This window comes from Acidovorax sp. GW835-FHT14G06 (genome assembly GCF_058793595.1).
In genome coordinates this window covers 396,856-416,501 of record NZ_JBXAGA010000005.1, presented here as the reverse complement: position 1 = coordinate 416,501, position 19,646 = coordinate 396,856, and the positions used below count along the sequence as shown (strand labels likewise).

At 67.4% G+C, this 19,646-nt stretch carries 18 protein-coding genes; 12 read left to right on the top strand and 6 right to left on the bottom strand.

What is annotated here, in order from left to right:
• Positions 1-12: 12 nt before the first annotated feature.
• From AC1Q64_RS11360 to AC1Q64_RS11340, 5 genes are all read left to right on the top strand, one after another.
• Positions 13-2,457 (top strand): adenosylcobalamin-dependent ribonucleoside-diphosphate reductase, encoded by a 2,445-nt coding sequence (locus AC1Q64_RS11360; protein WP_492251394.1) that lies wholly within the window; start codon positions 13-15, stop codon positions 2,455-2,457.
• A 59-nt stretch (positions 2,458-2,516) separates the two neighbouring features.
• A complete protein-coding gene (locus tag AC1Q64_RS11355) occupies positions 2,517-3,194 on the top strand; it encodes a nitroreductase family protein (RefSeq protein WP_492251393.1) in 678 nt (225 codons plus the stop codon).
• 46 nt (positions 3,195-3,240) lie between these two features.
• Entirely contained in the window at positions 3,241-3,654 is a 414-nt protein-coding gene (locus tag AC1Q64_RS11350) for a ribonucleotide reductase subunit alpha (protein WP_492251392.1), read from the top strand.
• Between the two features lie 8 nt (positions 3,655-3,662).
• Positions 3,663-4,271, top strand: coding sequence for a hemerythrin domain-containing protein (locus AC1Q64_RS11345; protein ID WP_492251391.1), 609 nt, complete (start codon positions 3,663-3,665; stop codon positions 4,269-4,271).
• A gap of 253 nt (positions 4,272-4,524) precedes the next feature.
• A complete protein-coding gene (locus AC1Q64_RS11340; RefSeq protein WP_056059827.1) occupies positions 4,525-5,607 on the top strand; it encodes an AbrB family transcriptional regulator in 1,083 nt (360 codons plus the stop codon).
• Between the two features lie 27 nt (positions 5,608-5,634).
• Here AC1Q64_RS11340 and AC1Q64_RS11335 read toward each other — a convergent pair whose 3' ends face one another.
• The 3 genes from AC1Q64_RS11335 to AC1Q64_RS11325 all read right to left on the bottom strand — a co-directional run bounded on the left by AC1Q64_RS11335 (position 5,635) and on the right by AC1Q64_RS11325 (position 8,117).
• Entirely contained in the window at positions 5,635-5,934 is a 300-nt protein-coding gene (locus AC1Q64_RS11335; RefSeq protein WP_055392879.1) for a BTH_I0359 family protein, read from the bottom strand.
• 214 nt (positions 5,935-6,148) lie between these two features.
• Positions 6,149-7,300 (bottom strand): DUF3108 domain-containing protein, encoded by a 1,152-nt coding sequence (locus AC1Q64_RS11330; RefSeq protein ID WP_492251390.1) that lies wholly within the window; start codon positions 7,298-7,300, stop codon positions 6,149-6,151.
• Between the two features lie 34 nt (positions 7,301-7,334).
• Positions 7,335-8,117, bottom strand: coding sequence for an IclR family transcriptional regulator (locus tag AC1Q64_RS11325; RefSeq protein ID WP_492251389.1), 783 nt, complete (start codon positions 8,115-8,117; stop codon positions 7,335-7,337).
• A 103-nt stretch (positions 8,118-8,220) separates the two neighbouring features.
• On the opposite strand from AC1Q64_RS11325, the gene AC1Q64_RS11320 reads away from it, so the two are divergent.
• Both AC1Q64_RS11320 and AC1Q64_RS11315 read left to right on the top strand, forming a co-directional pair.
• Positions 8,221-9,231: a fumarylacetoacetate hydrolase family protein gene (locus AC1Q64_RS11320; protein ID WP_108499870.1), complete on the top strand. Its 1,011-nt coding sequence runs from the start codon at positions 8,221-8,223 to the stop codon at positions 9,229-9,231.
• Between the two features lie 96 nt (positions 9,232-9,327).
• Positions 9,328-10,305 (top strand): Bug family tripartite tricarboxylate transporter substrate binding protein, encoded by a 978-nt coding sequence (locus tag AC1Q64_RS11315; protein WP_056745756.1) that lies wholly within the window; start codon positions 9,328-9,330, stop codon positions 10,303-10,305.
• Between the two features lie 120 nt (positions 10,306-10,425).
• Here AC1Q64_RS11315 and AC1Q64_RS11310 read toward each other — a convergent pair whose 3' ends face one another.
• Entirely contained in the window at positions 10,426-10,839 is a 414-nt protein-coding gene (locus tag AC1Q64_RS11310; RefSeq protein WP_056745754.1) for a VOC family protein, read from the bottom strand.
• 129 nt (positions 10,840-10,968) lie between these two features.
• A complete protein-coding gene (locus AC1Q64_RS11305) occupies positions 10,969-11,991 on the bottom strand; it encodes a zinc-binding alcohol dehydrogenase family protein (protein ID WP_492251388.1) in 1,023 nt (340 codons plus the stop codon).
• Positions 11,992-12,119: 128 nt separating this feature from the next.
• Here AC1Q64_RS11305 and AC1Q64_RS11300 point away from each other — a divergent pair, with 128 nt between their 5' ends.
• The 5 genes from AC1Q64_RS11300 (at position 12,120) to AC1Q64_RS11280 (ending at position 17,343) form a co-directional block, all read left to right on the top strand.
• Positions 12,120-13,040, top strand: coding sequence for a LysR family transcriptional regulator (locus AC1Q64_RS11300; RefSeq protein WP_492251387.1), 921 nt, complete (start codon positions 12,120-12,122; stop codon positions 13,038-13,040).
• A 199-nt stretch (positions 13,041-13,239) separates the two neighbouring features.
• Positions 13,240-13,965, top strand: coding sequence for an alpha/beta fold hydrolase (locus AC1Q64_RS11295; protein ID WP_492251386.1), 726 nt, complete (start codon positions 13,240-13,242; stop codon positions 13,963-13,965).
• 122 nt (positions 13,966-14,087) lie between these two features.
• On the top strand, positions 14,088-15,251 hold the full coding sequence (locus AC1Q64_RS11290; protein ID WP_492251385.1) for an iron-containing alcohol dehydrogenase: 1,164 nt from the start codon (positions 14,088-14,090) through the stop codon (positions 15,249-15,251).
• Between the two features lie 252 nt (positions 15,252-15,503).
• Positions 15,504-16,517, top strand: coding sequence for an alpha/beta hydrolase family protein (locus AC1Q64_RS11285; RefSeq protein ID WP_199227781.1), 1,014 nt, complete (start codon positions 15,504-15,506; stop codon positions 16,515-16,517).
• 145 nt (positions 16,518-16,662) lie between these two features.
• Complete coding sequence (locus tag AC1Q64_RS11280; protein WP_121941797.1) at positions 16,663-17,343, top strand: type 1 glutamine amidotransferase domain-containing protein; 681 nt, start codon at positions 16,663-16,665, stop codon at positions 17,341-17,343.
• Between the two features lie 146 nt (positions 17,344-17,489).
• Here the strand turns inward: AC1Q64_RS11280 and AC1Q64_RS11275 are convergent, their stop codons facing one another.
• A complete protein-coding gene (locus tag AC1Q64_RS11275; RefSeq protein WP_492251384.1) occupies positions 17,490-19,610 on the bottom strand; it encodes a molybdopterin-containing oxidoreductase family protein in 2,121 nt (706 codons plus the stop codon).
• Positions 19,611-19,646 lie beyond the last annotated feature (36 nt).

The following is a 19,646-nucleotide window of genomic DNA, read 5'->3' as shown; positions in this document are numbered from 1 at the left end:
ATCATCGGCCCCATGAAACGCGAACCTCAGCCCCCTCTCAGCCCCATCTCTTCCCTGCAGCCCATCAGCCTGGATGTGCTGCGGGAGAAATACCTCAAACCTGGCGAAACCACTGCCGACGAGCTGTACCAGCGCGTGGCGCGGGCCCTGGCCTCGGTCGAAAAACCAGAGCTTCGCGACAAATACGAAGCCCTGTTCCTGGCCAACCTGAAGGCAGGCGCCATCGGCGCGGGCCGCATCATGAGCGCAGCGGGCACGGAAATCCAGGCCACACTCATCAACTGCTTCGTGCAGCCCGTGGGTGACTGCATCCAGGGCGTGGACGACGAGGGCTTTCCTGGCATTTACGAGGCATTGCGCGAGGCCGCAGAGACCATGCGCCGTGGTGGGGGGGTAGGCTATGACTTCTCCCGCATCCGGCCCAAGGGCGCGCAGGTCAAGGCCACGGCCTCGATGGCGTCGGGGCCGTGCAGCTACATGAACGTGTTCGACCAGTCCTGCTCCACCGTGGAGAGCGCTGGCGCGCGCCGCGGCGCCCAGATGGGCGTGTTGCGCATCGACCACCCCGATGTGCACGAGTTCATCACCGCCAAGCGCACGCCAGGCCGCTGGAACAACTTCAACGTGTCGGTGGGTGTATCGGACGAATTCATCCACGCGGTGCAGAACAACGCGCCGTGGGAGCTGGTGCACAAGGCCAGCCCCGGTGCCGCCCTGCTGGCACAGGGCGCCCGCCAGCGTGCCGATGGCCTGTGGGTGTATGCCACCGTGCCCGCGCGCGAGCTGTGGGACACGATCATGCAATCGGCCTACGACTTTGCCGAGCCTGGCATCCTGTTTCTGGGCCGCATCAACGAAGACAACAACCTGCACTACTGCGAGGAGATCGCGGCGACGAACCCATGCGGTGAGCAGCCACTTCCCTCCTACGGCTGCTGTGACCTGGGGCCCATCATCCTCACGCGCTTCGTACGTCATCCGTTCGGGTTCGGCGGTGTGGCCGCGTTTGACTTTGATGCCTTTACCAGGGCCGTGGCACTGCAGGTGCGCGCGCTCGACAACGTGCTGGATGTGACCTACTGGCCGCTGCCGCAGCAGCGCGACGAGGCCATGGCCAAGCGCCGCATCGGTGTGGGCTTTACGGGCATGGGCAACACGCTGGCCATGCTGTGCCTGCGCTATGACCTGCCCGAGGGGCGCACCATGGCCGCCCGCATTGCCGAATCCATGCGCGATGCGGCCTATGCGGCGTCAGTGGAGCTGGCGCGCGAGAAAGGGGCGTTCCCGAAGTTTGACGCGCGGGGGTACCTGGCGCAGGGCACCTTTGCGAGCCGGTTGCCCGAATCGCTCAAGGCGTTGATCCATGAGCACGGCATTCGCAACAGCCACCTGCTGTCCATCGCCCCCACGGGCACGGTGAGCCTGGCGTTTGCCGACAACGCCTCCAACGGCATCGAGCCGCCGTTTTCGTGGATGTACAAGCGCAAGAAGCGCGAGTCTGATGGCAGCACCACCGAGTACGCGGTGGAGGACCACGCCTGGCGCGTGTACCGCGAGCTGGGCGGGGATGTACAGGCGTTGCCGGACTATTTCGTCTCTGCCCTCGCCATGCCCGCCGAAGGCCACATCGCCATGATGGAGGCCGTGCAGCCGTTTGTGGACACCGCCATTTCCAAGACTGTCAACATTCCCGCTGACTACCCCTACGAAGGATTCAAGGACCTGTACCTCCAGGCCTGGCGCGCCAAGCTCAAGGGTCTGGCCACCTACCGGCCCAACAGCATTCTGGGTTCGGTGCTCGAAACCCATGCGGAACCTGCGCCCGCGCCCGCTGCTGCGCCTGTGGCGCCACCCGCACCCCCGGTGGACCCCATGCGCACCGTGATCGAAAGCCGTCCGCAAGGGGGGCTCTCGGCGGTGGCGGAAAAGCTTGAATACTGGACGCAGGAAGGTCACAAGACGCTGTACCTCATCGTTTCCTTCCTGCCGGTGCCCACGGGCGTGGGCACCGGCACGGTCGACCGCGCCATCGAGTTCTTCATGCCGGTGGGCCAGAGCGGCGAGTCGCAGCAGTGGATCACGTCCAGCATGCGCATGTTGTCGCTGGCGGCGCGGGGCGGCTTTCTGGAGCGGGCGCTGTCTGACATGCGCAAGGTGGCCTGGGACCGCGGGCCTGTGCGCCTTGGTACGCACCGCAAGGACGATGGCACGCTGGTGCCCATGTGGCACGACTCCGAAGTGGCGGCCATGGCCTATGCCATCCAGAACATCCTGGCGCGCCGCGTGGCCGACCCGGTGCAGCAGCAACTGCCGCTGGACGAGCCCGCCCCACCGCCCGTGGCCGTGCCACAGGCCATGGCGGGCAAGAAGTGCAGCGAGTGTGGGGCCCATGCGGTCATCCGCAAGGACGGTTGCGACTACTGCACGCAGTGTGGGCACCTGGGGAGCTGTGGATGAACGGGCAGGTTCAACACCGGCCTTCCCGGCGCACACGTTAAGCATTGGAAGGATTCCCCATGTCTGTCATCCCCTGGCCGTTGAACCCATCGTCCCGTGCGCGGCCGGCTGCGGCGCGGGCCAGTGCGCCTGACGATGTGGCCGGGCTGGCGGCGGCGCTGATCCAGTCGCGCCAGACCATCCTGCCCAAGCGCCTGGGCGGGCCCGGCCCCAACGCGGCCGAGCTGGCGCAGATCCTCCAGGCCGCAGCCCACGCGCCAGACCACGGCCAGCTGCTTCCGTGGCGCTTCATCCTCGTGCCGCAGGCCGCGCGCCAGCCACTGGCCGATGTGTTTGCGCAGGCCCTGCTGGAGCGCGACTCTGCCGCCACCCCCGAGCAGGCCGAGCAGGCACGCGAGAAGGCGTACCGCTCCCCGGTGTTGCTGTTGGCGGTGGTGGATGCCGAGCGGGGCGACGCCGAGATTGATCTGGCCGAGCGCACCGTCTCCGCCGGCTGTGCCGTGCAGAACATGCTGCTGATGGCCACTGCGCAGGGCTACGGTTCGGCACTGACCAGCGGCAAGGCGCTGAAGGCGGCCAGCCTGCGTGCCCTGTTTCGGCTGGCGGCGTCTGAGCAGGCCCTGTGTTTCATCAGCATTGGCACCGTGTTGTCGCGCAAGGCGGCGCGCGCTCGCCCTGCGGCAGGTGCCTATGTGAGCACGCTGGATACCGAACGGGGCGTGGTGCCCGGTTTTTGAAGCCGGTACTTCAGCCCCTACCTTTCTTGGATTGCGAGACTTCTTCATGGATATTTCCAGTTTTGACGATCTGCTGCAGGCCGCACGCATGCAGCCGGAGCCGCAGCGCCTGTTGTTTGTGTTTGCGGCGGTAGAGCTGCCGGACGATGCCACCCCCGCGCAGCGCGCGCGCTTTGAAGCCGGGCAGGGCGGTGCCCTGGTGCCGCTGATGTGTGTGGACAAGACACCGCAGGAACTGGCTTCGTTCGACGCACTGGTGGGCGAGGCCCGCCAGTTCACCGCCCCGGGTCACGACTGGGCGATCGTGTTTGCGGCGGCGATGTCCGGCACGCTGAACCAGGCCCCCACCAGCGCCGATGCCGAGGCGCCCTTGCAGCGCATGGTGGATGCGATCAAGGGTGGGGCGCATGGGGCGTTCATTCCGTTTGACCGCCAGGGTCACCCTGTGCGGTTTGGCTGAGGCCTGCCATGGCACAGGCGTCCGTACCCGCGTCCGCATCCGCATCTGCACCCGTATCGGCATCCGTATCTGCCGCTGCGCCAAGTCATCTGCCCGGCTTCAGCGCACCGGCCGTGGGCTTTGAGCAGCCTTTTGCCATGCTGGAGGCCTGCCACGAACGCGTGCAGCGCACGCTGGATTTGCTGGGCCGCTTGCGTGAGCATGTGCGAAAGCAGGGCGTGGACCACGATGCCCGCCAGGCCGCGCGGGATGTGCTGCGTTATTTCGACATCGCGGCGCCGCTGCACCATCAGGACGAAGAACTGCATGTGTTCCCCCTGCTGCTCGCCCAGGCCACGCCCGAGGTCCGGGCGCTGGTCACGCGCCTGCAGCACGACCACGTGGCCATGACCACCGACTGGGCAGCGGCCCGGGCCGGGCTGCAAGCGTTGCTGGATGAAAGCGCCACCGGCTTCACGCCCCAGGACGAGGCCGCGCTGGACCGTTTTGCCATGCGGTATGACGCTCACATCGCCGCCGAAGAAGGCGTGGCCTACCCTGCTGCCGCCACTTTGCTGCCGCCCGCGTCCCTTGCGGCGATGGGGCAGGAGATGGCTGCGCGGCGGGGTGCGGTTTGATTGCTATTAAAAATATAGCTGCAAGCACATATTCGACTAGCGCAAGAGGCCGCTAGGGCTGAAATTTGGCGCCAGCTGCCCCAGGGACTGCTTGGCGCCCTGTGCTACGCGGCCGTTGCCCGGTGGCGATGCCAGCCGTTCCGTCTGGGCAGCGCCTTGGCGGCTGCAGGGCCAGCGGCTCGCGCGATACTGCGGGGTTGCGCGCGCGCCCCGCCGCGCCTGTTTGCTTGCTTGCCTGCCTGCCGTTTCCCGTATGCGCCCCCTCTTTATTGTTCGCACCCTGGCCACCCTGGCCTTGGCGTGGGCCGCTGCCGCCGCCTGTGTGGCCCTGCAGACCCCGCTGCCCTGGATGATCGGCCCACTGCTGGCTACTTCTGTCGTGTCGATGGCCGGCGGCCCCACCGAAAGCTGGGGCCCGCTGCGCAACGCCGGGCAATGGACCATTGGCGCCGCGCTGGGCCTGTATTTCACGCCCCAGGTGGTCGCGCTGATCGGCGGCCTGTGGTGGGCCATCGTGCTGGGCATTGCGTGGGCGCTGTTCCTGGGCTGGCTGTTTGGTGCGTGGCTTTACCGCGTGCATGCGCCCCGCATGCACGGTGTTCCTGCACCGATGCTGCGCGCCACCAGCTACTTTGCCGGCGCGATTGGGGCGGCGTCCGAGATGACCTTGTTGTCCGAGCGCGAAAACGCACGCACTGACCTGGTGGCCGCCAGCCACAGCCTGCGGCTGCTGATTGTTACGGTGACCATTCCGTTCGCGCTGCAGTTCAGCGGCCTGCACGGCCTCGATATCCTGCCGCCCACGCTGCGGGTGGTGAACTGGCCGGGGCTGGCGCTGATGGCGCTGCTGACCGGTGCAGGGGCGTTGCTGATGGACCGGCTGGGCCGCGCCAACCCTTGGTTCATGGGGGCGATGCTGGTGTCCATGGGCCTGACCATGGCGGGCCAGAGCCTGTCGGCGGTGCCCCAGGGCATGGTCAACGCAGCGCAGCTCGTGATCGGGGTGAGCCTGGGCGTGCGGTTTCGCGCGGAGTTCTTGCACACCGCGCCGCGTTGGCTGGCGTCGGTGGCGCTGGGCACGGTGGCGCTGATGGGCGTGTGCGCACTGTTTGCCGGTGCCCTGGCCTGGGCGACGGGGCTGCCCTGGGTCACCTTGCTGCTGGGCACTTCGCCCGGCGGCATCACCGAGATGGCCATCACGGCCAAGGTGCTGCAGCTGGGGGTGCCCGTGGTGACGGCGTTCCAGGTGTGCCGGCTGATTGCGGTGCTGATGCTGGTGGACCCGCTGTACCGGCGGATTTATCCGCCCAGCGCACACGAAGGCTCGGTAGGCTGAGCTAACGCACCGGCCTTTGTCACGGTGTCAGTGCACCACCACCGGGTTTTGCGCCAGGCCCGCGTAGCGATCCAGTGCGTCTTCCACTTCTTCCTGGGTGGGCGTGTCGCGCTGCCAGGCCAGGATCTGTTCCTGGAACATCTCGGCCCAGGAGCCGTCCAGGTAGACCTCTTTGCCGGAGCGCTTGTCCACGATTTCAAAACCATGGCGCGCAAGCTGGGGAACGGCGGGGGCGGTGTCGTTGAGCACCTGGGCGCTCTTTTTCTCCACGGCATCGGGCAGCATATGGACCACCACGAAGGATTCTGAGTCGTAGAGCATGTGCATCGTGTTCCCCTTGTCGATATAGATGTCAGATGACAGCGGGTGCGCAGAGTTCAAGGTCCCCGGGCCAAACCACGGCTTTTTGTCCCCTGCTGCGTTGCAGTATTTCATGAAAAACGGAGCACGCCGGGTTCGCGGGGCTTTTTTGCCCGGATGGCGTATGGGCGCAACACTCCGTGCGGCGCGAGCCATCGGAGGCAGTGCTTTGAACAGGTTCTCAGGGTGGGCTGCTGGCGCGCAGCAGCAGGTCGGCGAAATCGCCGTTGGCCTGGGTGAGCTTGATGCGCACGGGCAGATAACCCAGCCCCGGCGCTACCCAGAGTTCGGCCTTCTGGTCGTAGTCCTTGCGGGGCAAGCGCAGCAGCTTGAGGGCGGGCGTGGGCCCGGCGGGCAGGTCCAGGGTTTCGGGGCCTTCCACGGTGAAGGTCCAGCGGTCGGCGCTGCGGGCGCTCACCGTGGTCAGCGTGATCTGGGTGCCGGGCACAAAGCGGCCCGGGTCTGCGGCCAGTAGGGCGCCTAGTTGGATGAACAGGCTCAGGCGGTCCTGCACGCCCGGCCCTGCCGCTGCGTCGGGCGTGTTGGCGCTGAAGGTGACACGGCCCTTGTCGTAGTCAAAGTGCGCGGCCTGCTCGCTGCGGGATTTGTCGGAGAATTTTTCGGGCAGCAGCCCCTGCGCTGTGACCGCGCCCACGCTGCGCTGCGTGCGGGTGCCCACCAGGAAGGCGCTGATCTCTTGGCGCGCCTCGTAGCGATTGCCGTCGTGCTGCCACAGCAATTCGGCCCGGGCGCTGTAGGCGAACTTTTTGGCCTGGCCGCTCACATCAAACGCGAGGCGCGTGGGGTCGGGCATGCGCACGGGCGGCGGTGGGGTGCTGGCACTGCGGCCGGTGCCTCCGGGAGGGCGGATGTCCACGCCCGTGCCGGTCTGGGCGTCTTCGGTGGCAGGCTCTGGCGGGGTTGCGGGTGCAGATGCCGCAGGCGCGGGCGCAGGGGCGGCGTCGTCGGCAGGCGTCTCAGGGGTTGCGCTGGCCACGGTGGTTGCGGCACCAGGGTCCGCAGGCGCGCCGGCTTCCGTGACAGGGGCGGCAGCCAGTGGCGCCTCGGGACGGTCTGGGACGGCAGGGGCTGGGGGGCGCTTGGGGGAGTGCGCCTTTTTACGGGCCGGGGGCTGCGGTGCGGCAACGGGCGCGGCGGTCACGCCGGAGGGCGCAACGGCTGGTGGGGGCGGTGCGGGCGCGATGCTGCGCGTGCTGAACACCTGGCTGGACGGCTGTGCAGGGCTGTCCCAGGCCAGGGGCACGCCGCTGAGCACCAGCCAGTGCAGGGCCAGCACCAGGGCCGTGATGAAAACCAGCGCGCGCCGTGGCATCTGCTCGCTGCTTGTGTGTGCGGGTACGGGGCCGTCAGGCGCTGCCTGCGCCCAGGTCGCTGGACAGCTGGGCTGCGGCCGCGCGCAGCGGCGCATCAATGGCGCCGCCCCATTCGGGGTTAAAGGTGGCGATGGATCCCAGCGTGGTGATGCCCAGCTCCAGGTGGCCGTCGGCGTCGAACACCGGCGCGCAGAAGGCGACGATGCCCGGCAGCAGCGTGTCCACCACGCGCGCCGCGCCGCGCTCGCGCACCTCGGCCAGCAGTGCGTTCACTTCGGCCATGGTGGCGGGCAGGTCGGTGCGGCGCATCTTCACGGCGCGGGCCAGCTCCTCTTTCAGCAGCGGCGCCACCACCTCGGGCGACATGAAGGCCGCAAAACACCGGCCCGTGGCCGATGACAGCAGCGGCATCACGTCGCCCAGGCGCAGATTGGCGGTGACGGCCTGGGGCGATTCCTCCCAGTGCACGATGGTGGGGCCATGGTTGCCCCACACGGCCAGCGCCAACGTGTGGCCGATGGTTTCCATCAGCGCGGGCATGCGCTCGCGGGCCAGGCGCACGCCATCGAGCCGCGTCAGCGACGCCAGCCCCAGCTTGAGTGCGGCCGGGCCTAGGTCATAGCGCGCGGTGCGCGGGTCTTGCGTGACCAGGCCCAGGCGCTGAAAGCTCACCAGATACCGGTGCGCCTTGGCCGCGCTCATGCCCGCCGAGGCGGCCACGTCCTTGAGCATCAGCGGCCCGCGCGAGCGGGTCAGCCCCTCCAGCAGGGCAAAACCCACCTCGACCGATTGAATTCCTGCACGTTCTTTGTCCATGTGCACTAAAATTTGCGAGTTTTGTTTAGTTAAATCAATTTACCCAAGCGTAATTTTCGCTAGCGGTGCCCATCAACCCTTCTGAGACAAAGGTCCTGCCACCATGAAACTCGCTACCTACAAAGACGGCTCGCGCGACGGCCAACTGGTTGTCGTCTCCCGCGACCTGGGCACGGCCCATTATGCGACCGGCATTGCCAGCAAGATGCAGCAGGTGCTGGACGACTGGGGCTTCATCTCGCCCCAGCTGCAGGACCTGTACGACCAGCTCAACAGCGGCCGCGCGCGCCATGCCTTCCCGTTTGACCCCGCCCAGTGCATGGCCCCGCTGCCCCGCGCCTACCAATGGGCCGACGGCTCGGCTTACATCAACCACGTTGAACTGGTGCGAAAAGCGCGCAACTCCGAAGTGCCCGAAAGCTTCTACACCGACCCCCTGATGTACCAGGGCGGCAGCGACGACTTCATCGGCCCCTGCGACGACGTCGTGGTGCCCAGCGAAGCCATGGGCATCGACTTCGAGGCCGAGATCGCCGTCATCACTGGCGACGTGAAGATGGGCACCACCGCCGACCAGGCGCTGGACGGCATCCGCCTGGTGATGATTGCCAACGACGTGAGCCTGCGCAACCTGATCCCGGCCGAGCTGGCCAAGGGTTTTGGTTTCTTCCAGAGCAAGCCCGCCACCGCCTTCGGACCCGTGGCCGTCACACTGGACGAGCTGGGCGACGCCTGGGACCACGGCCGCGTCAACCTCACCGTGCAGTCCACCTGGAACGGCCGCAAGGTCGGCATGTGCGACGCGGGCCCCGAAATGACCTTCCACTTCGGCCAGCTCATTGCCCACATCGCCAAGACGCGCAACGTGCGCGCCGGCTCCATCGTGGGCAGCGGCACTGTCAGCAACAAGGGCGTGGAGCAGAACGGCCGCATGGAGTGGCCCAAGGGCTACAGCTGCATCGCCGAAAAGCGCTGCATCGAAACCATCCAGGACGGCAAGCCCAGCACCGACTTCATGAAGTTTGGCGACACCATCCGCATCGAGGTGAAAGGCAAGGACGGCGCCAGCATTTTTGGCGCCATCGACCAGACCATTGCCGCACCGGCCGCCTGAGGCCCCGCAGAGCAAAATTTGAATAAAAACGGCTGTATGCGCTAGAGGAACATGCGCTTGCAGCTATCAAATTCATAGTATCAAGGAGACAACCCCATGCAACGCCGTACCCTCTTGTCCGCCCTGGCCGCCGCAGGCGCTACTACCGCCGCGCCCTGGGCCGCCGCCCAGTCCGCCTGGCCCGACCAGCCCCTGCGCTGGGTGGTGCCGTACCCCGCCGGTGGCGGCACCGACGTGCTGGCCCGCACCGTGGCTGAGGCCATGCGCCAGACGCTGGGCCAGCAGATCGTGGTGGACAACCGCCCTGGCGCATCCACCAACATCGGTGGCCAGATGGTGGCCACGGCCAAGCCCGACGGCAACACCTTCATGTCGGCCGACAACGCCATCCTGGCCTACAACGAACACCTGTTCACCAAGCTGCCGTTCAACCCTGAAAAGGACTTCACCTACGTGGGCGGCATCAGCCGCTTTCCGCTGGCGCTGGTGGTGCACCCGGCGTTTGAAGCCAAGACGGTGAAGGAATTCCTCGCCTACGCGCGCGCCAACCCCGGCAAGCTCAACTACGCATCGCCCGGCAATGGTTCGCCACACCACCTGGCGATGGAGATGTTCAAGAACCGCACCAAGACCTTCCTCACCCACATCCCCTACCGCGGCGCGGCGCCTGCGCTGCAGGACGTGATGGGCGGCCAGGTGCCCTGCATGTTCCTGGACCTGGCCGCTGGCCTGCCGGTGATCACCTCGGGCAAGGTGCGTGCGCTGGCCATTGGCTCGGCCAAGCGCGTGGCCGCGCTGCCCGACGTGCCCACCTTGGCCGAAGCCGGTGTGCCCAACACCGAAGTGTTTGCGTTCCAGGGCATCCTGGCGCCCGCCGGTCTGCCCGCTGCGATCACGGCGCGCCTGAACGGCGACTTGAACAAGGCCCTGCTCAACCCCGCCGTGGTCAAGCGCATGGCCGACTTCGGCATGGAAGCCCTGCCCGGCACGCCCGAGCAGTTCCGCGCTATGGCACGCTCCGAGTCCAAGCGCTGGGGCGAGATCATCAAAGCGGCAGGCGTGAAACTCGACTGACCCCCCTGAGCGGCTGCGCCGCTTCCCCCCAGGGGGACGCACCCGTTGGCCTGGCAAAGCCAGTTCCACGGGTGCACTCGCTTGGCGACGCGCCCTCTGCGGAGGGTGCAGCGGCGTTTCTTACTCCGGCAGGTGGCACACCGCCTCGATGTTGTTGCCCTCGGGGTCGATGACAAATGCGCCGTAATAGTGGGGGTGGTAGTCGGGCCGCAGGCCCGGGGCGCCGTTGTCTTGGCCCCCGGCTTCGATGGCGGCGCGGTAGAAGGCATCGACCTGGGCCCGCGTGGTGGCCCGCCACGCCAGGTGGCAGCCCGTGGTGGCGGGCGGGCCGCCGTAGGGCGAGGGGCCGTCGATGAACCACACATCCGCCTTCTTGCCGTCGGGCTCGGACGGAGCCGGGTAGGCATAGCCCAGCATGTTCGAGCCGTAGTTGCCTTCAAAACACAGGCTGTAGCCCAAAGGCGCGAGGGCAGCGGTGTAGAACGCCTTGGTGCGGGCGATGTCGGTGACACGGAAGGTCATGTGGTCCAGCATGGGAGGTCTCCTCGGGTTGTGGTGCCCTGATTTATACCTGAAAGACTGTTTATAAATACAGTATTTTTCAGCCCGACACACAATCTGCCGCGCGGGTGGTGCTACGCCCCCTGCGTGGCCCGCAGGTCTTCAGGCCCACCCCTCCAGCACCAGCTTGCCCCGCGCCTTGCCGCTCTCGATCAGCGCATGTGCGCGCTTCAGATTCTCGGCATTGATCGTTCCAAAGCGCTGGTCCAGCGTCGTGCGAATCAGCCCCGCATCCACCAGCTGCGCCACCTCGGTCAGCAGCCGGTGCTGGCCGATCATGTCGGCGGTGCCGAACAGTGCGCGGGTGAACATCAGCTCCCAGTGCACCGACACCGACTTGCGCTTGAACTTCGTCACGTCGAGCGACACCGGGTCGTCGATCAGCGCGAACTGGCCCTGCGGCGCGATGGCCTCGACGATCTGGTCGAAGTGCGCGTCGGTCTGCGTGAGGCTCACGACGATGTCCACCGTGGGGTGGCCGATGCGGGCCAGCTCTTGTGTGAGCGGCTGGCTGTGGTCGATGACGTGGTGGGCGCCCAGGTCGCGCACCCACTGCTGCGTTTCGGGGCGCGATGCGGTGCCGATCACCGTGAGGCTGGTGAGCCGCGCCGCCAGCTGCGTGAGGATGGAGCCCACACCACCGCTCGCGCCGATGATGAGCAGGGTCTTGTTGGTGGGCTGCTTGCCTGGCGCCACGCCCAGGCGGTCAAACAGCAGCTCCCACGCGGTGATGGTGGTCAGCGGCAGTGCGGCGGCCTCGGCAAAGTCCAGCGACTTCGGCGCGTGGCCCACGATGCGCTCGTCCACCAGGTGCAGTTCGCTGTTGGTGCCCTGGCGTGCGATGGAGCCTGCGTACCAGACGCGATCGCCGGGCTGGAACAGCGTCACATCGGGGCCCACGGCGCGGACGATGCCGCTGGCATCCCAGCCCAGCACCTTGTAGTCAGGGCCGTCGCCGCTGCGCGAGCTGCTTTTGCGTACCTTGGTGTCCACGGGGTTGACCGAGACGGCGTGCACCTCCACCAGCAGGTCGCGGCCAGTGGCCACGGGGTCGGGCAGGGTGATGTCGAGCAGTGACTCGGGGCGGTCAATGGGGTGGGCGGTTTGGTAGCCGATGGCTTTCATGGGTGGTCCTGTGTCTGAAAGGAGATGCACCGATGATTGGCCTTTTGGATTTGTTTTTAAATAGACGACATATTGAATGAATATTCAATAAAAAATTGGAAATAGGACCAACAACATCCCAACCCGCCATGAAAAGCCTGCAAGACCTCGACATCTTTGTGCGCACGGTGGACAGCGGCAGTCTGTCGGCCACGGCCCGGGCGCTGGACTTGACCCCTGCGGCGGCCAGCGCGGCGCTCAAGCGGCTGGAGGCGGAGCTGGGCGTGCTGCTGTTTGTGCGCTCCACGCGCAGCCTGCGGCTCACGCCAGAGGGCACGTTGTTTCTGGAGCACTGCCGCCCCGCGCTGGCCGCGCTGCAGCAGGTGCAGGGGCAGCTGGCCAGCGGCCGGGCGGGTGCGCTGAGCGGCACGCTGCAACTGGCGGCGCCATCCGACCTGGGGCGCAATGTGTTGTTGCCCTGGCTCGACGAGTTCCAAGCCGAGCACCCGGGCATCACCGTCCGACTACAACTGTCGGACCGCATGGCCAACGTGTACAGCGAGCCTGTGGACGCCGCCTTTCGCTATGGCAATCCCCAGGATTCGAGCCTGGTCGCACTGCCGCTGGCGGCAGAGCACCGGCGGGTGCTGTGTGCGGCCCCGGCCTACCTGGCGGCCCACGGCGCGCCCCCTACCCCCCATGCGCTGGTTGACCATGACTGCCTGTGCTTCATGCTGGGCGAGGACGTGCACGACCGCTGGCGGTTCTGGGACGCGGCGTGCCAGGAGGCGCAGGTGCGCGTACGCAGCCACAACGTGGCCAACGACGGCGATGCCGTGCGCCGCTGGGCGGTGCTGGGGCGCGGCATTGCCTACAAGTCGTACTTTGACGTGGCGCACGACCTAGCCGCAGGCCGTCTGGTGCCACTGTGCACCGACTGGACCACCGAGGCGGTCCCGCTGTTTTTGGTGGCCCCCAGCCGCAGGCAGCTCACACCGCTGGTGCGTGCGCTGCGCGACTTCGTGGCCGCGCGGTTAGAGGCGCTGTGGCAGCAAGGGGTCGCCTCCTGACTTTGGTCGGTAGCTGGCAGGGGGCAGAGGGAAGGGTGTGAGGCGCACCACCGGCCGCCAATCGGTGGTCCGGATTCAGCGAGTGCCCGGGGCGGAGCGGTTTTACGCTTTGGCTGGAGTGGGGCTCCCTGCCATCGCTCGCCCGGCTGGTGGCGCATCTGGCGCCCGGCACTTCTCCCCAACACCCAAAGGCATCTTCATGAGTATCGTTCTTTTGCACGGCAGCTGGCATGGCGCCTGGTGCTGGCACAAAGTGGTTCCGCTTCTGCAGGCCCGGGGGCACCAGGTGCATGTGCCTGACCTGCCCGCCCATGGCCGCCACTGGCGGCTGGCACGCGGGCGCACCACGCTCTCGGCCATGGCGTCGCATGTATGTCGGGTACTCGATGCGCTGGATGGTCCAGCGCTTGTCGTGGCGCACAGCCGGGGCGGCATTGTGGCGTCCACCGTGGCCGAACTGCGACCCCACAAGCTGGTGGGCGTGACCTACCTGGCGGCTTACATGCTGCGCCACGGCGAGCGGGTGACGGACTTCTTCCGGCAGGACAAGGCCTCGCTGGTGGCGCGCCACATCCATGTCAGCCGCAGCACCTTGACCGACCACCTGGCGCCCGAGGCGTACCGCCCCGCGCTGTATGCCGATTGCTCGGACGCCGACGTGGCGCTGGCCCAGGCGCTGCTCACGCCCGAGCCTTCGCTGCCCGCACTCACGCGGCTTGCGCTGACGGCGCCGCGCTATGGCAGCGTGCCCCGGCACTACATCGAGCTGACGCAGGACCGGGCCGTGACCATCGACCTGCAGCGCAAGATGATCGCGGCCTCGCCCTGCGCCACGGTGTCGTCCATCGACGCCAGCCACTCGGCGTATTTTTCGCAACCCCAGCGGCTGGCGGACACCGTGCACCAGATCGCCGGTTTTCGCTGAAGGGCACGGTATGAACGCGGCGGTGGCAGGGCTATCGCCCGCGCGACGCCGCCGGGGCGCCGGTGCGCCGCACAATGCGTCCCCCGACGGCGCATGCGCCGGCCTTCCCTAGAAAGACCCCGATGCTGAATTTCGACTTCCACAACCCCACCCACATCGTTTTTGGACAAGGGCGTATCGCAGACCTGGCCAAGCTCGTGCCCGCTGCGGCCAAGGTGCTGATCCTGGTGGGCGGCGCCAGCGCCGAAAAGACCGGCACCCTGGCCGAAGTGCGCACCGCACTGGGCGAACGCCAGCACGCCACCTTCAGCGGCATCGAGCCCAACCCAAGCTACGAAACCTCCATGAAGGCCGTGGCGCAGATCCGCGAAGGCGGGTTCGACTTTCTGCTGGCCGTGGGCGGCGGCTCGGTGATCGACGCCACCAAGTTCATCGCCGCCGCCGTCCGTTTTGAAGGCGATGACCCCTGGGCCATCCTCGAAAAGCACGGCCGCAACGTCAAGGGCGCCATGCCGTTTGGCTCCGTGCTCACGCTGCCCGCCACGGGCTCGGAGATGAACAACGGCGGCGTCATCACCCACCGCGCCAAGGGCGCCAAGCTGTCGTTTGGCAGCGTGCACACCTACCCGGTGTTCTCGGTGCTCGACCCCACCAAGACCTACACCCTGCCACCCCAGCAACTGGCCAATGGCGTGGTGGATGCGTTTGTGCACACGGTCGAGCAGTACCTGACCTACCCGGTCAACGCACCCGTGCAGGACCGGTTTGCCGAAGGCATCCTGCAGACGCTGATCGAGATCGGCCCGCGCCTGCTGACCGCCCCCGAGCCCGTGTACGACGACCGCGCCAACCTGATGTGGGCCGCCACCATGGCGCTCAACGGCCTGATCGGCGCGGGCGTGCCGCAGGACTGGGCCACGCACATGATCGGCCACGAGCTGACGGCGCTGCACGGCATCGACCACGCGCGCACCCTGGCCATCGTGCTGCCCGCGCTGCTGAACGAGCGCCGGGTGGCCAAGCGCGCCAAGCTGCTGCAGTACGGCGAGCGCGTGTGGGGCATCACCACCGGCAGCGAGGACGAACGCATCACTGCCGCCATCGAGCGCACGCGCGATTTCTTTGAGAGCATGGGCATCGCCACGCGCCTGTCGGGCTACGGTCTGGGCAGCGAGGTGGTGAACACCGTGGTGACGCAGCTGGAAGCGCACGGCATGGTGACGCTGGGCGAACAGCGCGAGATCACCCCGGCGGTGAGCCGCCGCATCCTCGAAGCTGCGCTGTAAATGGAGGTGGACGGGGAGGGCGGGGTCCCAGGCCCTCTCTCCTGCTTGCCCCGCCTGCGCTGCATTTCGCGCCGCGCAGCAGCGTTTCGTCGCAGGGCGCTGGAGCCCGCCCCTTGCGCCGCCTACAGTGCCGTCAAGCCACCTCCTTGGGTGGCATTTGACGAAAGGCGCACCGTGACCCTCATCCTCATCCTGGCCCTCCGCTCCGCGTGGCGCAAAGCCCGTGCCCCGCTGCTGGCAGCTTTTGTGGCAATGCTGGCCTGCGCCACACCGGCATCGGCCCAGTACGCCGGCCTGCGCACCCTGGTGGTACCGGGCGCAGAGCCCGTGACCGTGGCGCTGTTCTACCCCACGCCGGTGGTGGCGCGCACCCAGCCCATGGGGCCCTGGCGGCCCGTGGTCACGCCGGGCGCCCCGGTGGCAACCGCGCCCCTCAAGGGCCTGATCCTCATCTCGCACGGCACGGGCGGCCATGAACTGGGCCACCACAACCTGGCCACGCGCCTGGCGGCCGACGGCTATCTGGTGGCGGCGTTGCGCCACCCGGGCGACAACTGGGAAGACCGGTCGATGATTACCTCGGGCCGCTACTTCAGCGAGCGCCCCCGCCAGGTGAGCCGCGTGCTGGACGCGCTGCTGGCCAGCCCCGAATGGGGCCCCCGCATTCCGGCCGGGCGCATTGGTGCCGTGGGGCATTCGGCAGGTGGCTACACCGTGCTGGCCCTGGCCGGTGCGCAGGCCGAACCGGCCCGTGCGGCACAGCACTGCCGCAGCGTGTCGGACGACCCCGGCTTTTGCAGCCTGGGCAAGCTGCCCGCCCGTGGCCAGGCCGCCCAGACTTCCAAGGAGGCACCTGTGGCCGCCACCGCGGCAACCACACAGGCCGGCGCCCCTGCGCTTGATGGTCCGCTGGTCTCGGTGGCAGACCCCCGCATCCGCGCCGTGGTGGCCATGGCGCCCATGGCTGTGGTGTTCACGCCAGACAGCCTGAAGGCCATCAGCGTGCCCGTGCGGCTGATGGTGGCCGAGCGCGATGCCGTGCTTGTGGGCCCCTACCACGGCGGCTATGTGGCAGCGAATTTGCCGTCTGCACAGGCCAGTACGGTGCCGGGTGCAGGCCACTTCGCCTTCATGGCCCAGTCTGTCTGGCCGCTGGCGTCCGAGGCGGGAGACGCCGCCGCCAACCCCGAAGGCTTTGACCGGGTGGCCTACCACGCCACGCTGGAGAACGAGGTGGCGGAGTTCCTGGCTAGGCAGCTGCGTTGACAGGTTGAGGGCCCGCAGGTGCTGTAGCGCCGTGCTGTAAGCCAATGCCGCAAACCGGCCTGCATGGCGGGACAACGGGCCCGATGGCTGGTACGGTGATGGTTTGGTTTTTCCGATCAACCCCCCCACACCGAAAGCGACTTCCATGGCACACATCCTCATGGTTCTGACGTCCCACGACCAACTGGGCGACACCGGCAAAAAGACGGGCTTCTGGCTGGAAGAGTTTGCGGCACCGTACTACGTGTTCAAGGATGCAGGCGTGCAGATCACGCTCGCATCGCCCCAGGGCGGCCAGCCGCCCCTGGACCCCAAAAGCGACGACGAAAGCGCCCAGACCGATGCCACGCGCCGCTTCAAGGCCGATGCTTCAGCGAAGCAGCAGCTGGCCAGCACCGTGCCCCTGTCCAGCGTGAAGGCCGAGGACTTTGATGCCGTGTTCTACCCCGGCGGCCACGGCCCGCTGTGGGACCTGGCGGAAGACGCGCAGTCCATTGCCCTCATCGAAAAGACCTTTGCGGCCGGCAAACCGCTGGCACTGGTGTGCCACGCACCCGGCGTATTGCGCCACACCAAGGCGCCCGACGGGACGCCCCTGGTCAAGGGCAAGAAGGTCACTGGGTTTACCAACAGCGAAGAAGACGCGGTGCAGTTGACCCAGATCGTGCCCTTCCTGGTGGAAGACATGCTCAAGGCCAACGGCGGCGTGTATTCCAAAGGCCCTGACTGGGCACCCTATGTGCTGACCGACGGCACGCTGATCACAGGGCAGAACCCGGCATCGTCCGAGCAGGGCGCCCATGCCTTGCTGAAGCTGTTGGGGTAAGGGGCCGCGAAGGAACCCTGCACAGCCGCAGATCCTGCGCAGAACGGGTGTTTGCGCAGGTTAAGGGTAAAAATGGCTGCAAGCGCTAGTGGATATTGCGCGGGCAGCTATTGAATAGATAGCAAACTCGGCATCTCAAGCTGCCCTCAGGCCGTGGTGCCGACGCGGGCCCCGGCATCCATGCCGACATCGGCGGCGCCTGTGGCCTCCACTTCCACCAGACAGTCATAAAACGTGGGCGCGCGGCCCAGGTCGGTCAGCGCCTGGCTGGTCACCTCGTTCACGTTGGTGCCGTTCAGCCCCAGCTTGCGCCACCAGATGCCCAGGCCGTTGACCACGCCCGGCCGCGCGCGGCGCGAGACGGTGGCGTGGCACAGGTAGCTGCCCCGGTCGTTGAACACGCGCACCACGGCGTCGTTGGCAATGCCACGTGCTTCGGCATCGTCGGGGTGGATCTCCAGCACCGGGCGGCCTTCGATGTTGCGCAGGCTCTGCACATTCACGAAGGTGGAGTTCAAGAAGTTGCGCGCGGGCGGCGAGATCATGGCCAGCGGGTAGCGGGCGTCCGTGCCCTGCAGTTCGTAGTTGGGCAGGTGGTCGGGCAGGCCGTCCAGGCCCTGGGCGGCCAGGCGGGCGCTGTAGAACTCGCACTTTCCAGAGGGTGATGGGAAGTTGCCTTCGGCGAACGGCGCATCGGGCAGCGCCAGCGTGGCAAAGCCTTGGCTTTCAAGCAGTGCGTAGTCCACTGCGTCGCCAAACGCCTGGCGGCACAGGGCCTCGTCGCTCTCGTCAAAACAGGGCTCGGCAAAGCCCATGCGCGCCGCCAGGTCGCGGAAGATCTGCGCATTGCTGCGTGCCTGGCCCTGGGGCGCAATGGCGGGGCGGTTGAGCAGCACGTCGGTGTGGCCGTAGCTCAGGTGGATGTCCCAGTGCTCCAGCTGCGTGGTGGCGGGCAGGATGTAGTCGGCGTAGTCGGCCGTGTCGGTCTTGAAGTGCTCCAGCACCACGGTGAACAGGTCCTCGCGCGCAAAGCCCTGCACCACCTTGCTGGAGTCAGGCGCCACGGCCACGGGATTGCTGTTGTAGACCACGACGGCCTCCACCTTCGGGCCGAACGCGGGCGAGGCCTCGCGCAGCAGGTCGTCGCCAATGGTGGACATGTTGATGGTGCGCGGTATCTGGGCCGGCATCAGGTCGGGTCGCTGCAGCACGGCGCGCTGCGCGGGGAACTGGCCCGAGCTGGACAGCAGCACGCCGCCCGCGCGGTGGCGCCAGGCGCCCGTGAGCGCAGGCAGGCAGGCCACGGCGCGCACCGCATTGCCGCCGCCACGCACACGCTGCATGCCGTAGTTCAGGCGGATGGCGGCGGGCTTCGTCGTGCCGTAGTCCTGGGCCAGCTGGCGGATCTGCTCCACCGGAATGCCGCACACCTCGGCCGCGCGTTCGGGCGGCCACTGCAGTGCGCGCTCGCGCAATGGCTCCCAGCCCAGCGTGTGGCGGGCGATGTAGTCGTGGTCCAGCCAGTCGTTCACGATCAGCTCGTGCATCAGCGCCAGGGCCAGTGCGGCGTCGGTGCCGGGGCGCAGGGCAATGTGCTCGTGGCACTTGTCGGCCGTCTCGCTCTTGCGGGGGTCAATGCACACCAGCCGTGCGCCATTGCGCTTGGCCTGCTGGGCGTAGCGCCAGAAGTGGAGGTTGCTGCCAATGGAGTTGCTGCCCCAGATGACGATGAGCTGCGACTCGGCAAAAAACTCCACCTTCATGCCCACCTTGCCGCCCAATGTCTGCACCAGCGCCTCGGCCCCGGCAGATGCGCAGATGGTGCGGTCCAGCTGCGAGGCGCCCAGCTGGTGGAAGAAGCGCCGGTCCATGCTTTCGCCCTGCACCATGCCCATGGTGCCCGCGTAGCTGTAGGGCAGGATGGCCTCGGGCGCGCGGGCGGCGATGGATTGCAGGCGCTGCGCGATGTCAGCCAGGGCTTCGTCCCAGCTGACCGGGGTGAACTGCCCGCTGCCCCTGGGGCCCGTGCGCTTGAGCGGGGTGAGCACACGCTCGGGGTGGTAGCTGCGTTCGGTGTACTTGCTCACCTTGGCGCACAGCACGCCATCGGTATGGCGGTGGTCGGGGTTGCCTTGCACGCGGGTGGCCACGCCGTGCTCGTCCACGGTGGTCAGCAGGGCGCAGGTATCAGGACAATCGTGCGGGCAGGCTCCACGCACCTGAATCGGCACAGATGGAGGGGTATTTGCGGCAGAAGGCGTGGGCATTCGGGGACTTGATCGTTAAACTGGCAATCAGGGTTG